The 1,418-nt window shown below is 63.5% G+C and carries 3 protein-coding genes; all 3 read right to left on the bottom strand.

What is annotated here, in order from left to right; all coding sequences use genetic code 11:
* Positions 1 to 370 (bottom strand): ABC transporter permease subunit (locus tag Q1W26_RS03860; protein ID WP_300436127.1); only part of this gene is annotated, 370 nt, incomplete at its 3' end.
* 10 nt (positions 371 to 380) lie between these two features.
* Positions 381 to 1,121: an amino acid ABC transporter permease gene (locus tag Q1W26_RS03855; RefSeq protein WP_300436124.1), complete on the bottom strand. Its 741-nt coding sequence runs from the start codon at positions 1,119 to 1,121 to the stop codon at positions 381 to 383.
* Between the two features lie 59 nt (positions 1,122 to 1,180).
* Positions 1,181 to 1,418, bottom strand: a 238-nt coding sequence (locus Q1W26_RS03850) for a transporter substrate-binding domain-containing protein (RefSeq protein ID WP_300436122.1), incomplete at its 5' end; no start/stop codon positions are given.

Below are 1,418 nucleotides of genomic sequence, written 5' to 3'. Positions count from 1 at the left end.
CGCTCTGGATGCCGGCGCGGATGATTTCCGAGTAATAGGCCGACTCGAACAGCGCAAAGCCGATCATCGCGGAGGTGAGACGCACGTCGGTGCCGGGGCTGAGATTGAAGGTGCCCGTGAGCAGCTGCGGCACGATCAGGAAGAACCACAGCAGCACCATCACCAGCGGAATCGCCCGGAACAGATTGACGTAGCCGGCGGCGAACCACGCCAGCGGCTTGACCGACGACAGGCGCATCATCGCCAGCAGCGTGCCCCACACGATGCCGACCACCACCGCGGTGAGGGTGATTTCCAGCGAGATCTTCATGCCCTCCCACAAAAAGGGCAGGGCGCCGGGGATCGAAGACCAGTCGAACTCGTAATTCATCGCATGTTCCTCACTGGCTGCCGATGTAGCCCGGCACGCGGGTGCGCCCCTCGACGACCCGCATCAGGCCCATGACCACCACGTTGATGACGAGGTAGAACAGGGTGACCGCGATGAAGGATTCATAGGGCTGGGCGGTGTAGTCCACCAATTGGCGGCCCTGCGCGGCAAGCTCGAGCAGGCCGATGGTCGAGCACACGGCGGAGTTCTTGAAGATGTTGAGGAACTCGGAGGTGAGCGGCGGCACGATGAGCCGGAAAGCCATGGGTACGAGCACATGCCGGTAGGTTTGCGGCAGCGTCAAACCCAGGGCCAGGCCCGCGTTTCTTTGCCCCGGGGGCAGGGCGAGGATGCCGGAGCGCACCTGCTCGCACACCCGCGCGCTGGTGAAAAAGGCCAGGCACACCATGGCCGCCACAAACTGCTGGGTGAGCGGATCAAGCTGCTGCTTGAAGGCGTCGCCAAGGCCGAAAGGCAGGAGCTCGGGCAGCACGAAATACCAGATGAACAACTGCACCAGCAGCGGAATGTTGCGGAACACTTCCACGTAGCTGGTCGCCAGCAGCGACAGCCCCCGATGGGGCACGGTGCGCAGCACCCCCATCAGGCTGCCGAGCAGCAGTGCAATGACCCACGCCGACAGCGACAAGGCCAGCGTGATTTGCAGGCCCTCCAGCAGCCATCCCATGTAGGTCGTGTCTCCGGTGGGCACCGGGCTTGAGAAGATGCTCCAGTTCCATTGGTAGCTCATGGGCTGCGGCTCCAGAGGGAAGGGGCGGCACGGGCGACGACCCGTACCGGCGCGGATGCTTACTCAAAGGCCTTGTCGTTGGGCGCCTTGTAGAGCTTCAGCATGGCCTCGGAAATCGGGAAGTTGAGGTTCAGGCCCTTGGGAGGAATGGGCTGGGTGAACCACTTCTTGTAGATGGCCTCGGCCTCGCCGGAAGTCATGGCCTTGGCCAGTGCCGCGTCGGTCACCTTCTTGAAGGCCGGATCGTCCTTTCGCATCATGCAGCCGTAGGCCTCGAAGCTCTGGGGCGTGCCGACG

The organism is Zoogloea sp. (genome assembly GCF_030157465.1).
Lineage (GTDB): Bacteria > Pseudomonadota > Gammaproteobacteria > Burkholderiales > Rhodocyclaceae > Zoogloea.
This window is presented reverse-complemented; position numbering and strand designations above follow the sequence as displayed.

Coding starts and splice junctions, on each gene's coding strand:
- Q1W26_RS03855 (WP_300436124.1), bottom strand. CDS start 1,121: ATGAGCTACCAATGGAACTGGAGCATCTTCTCAAGCCCGGTGCCCACC.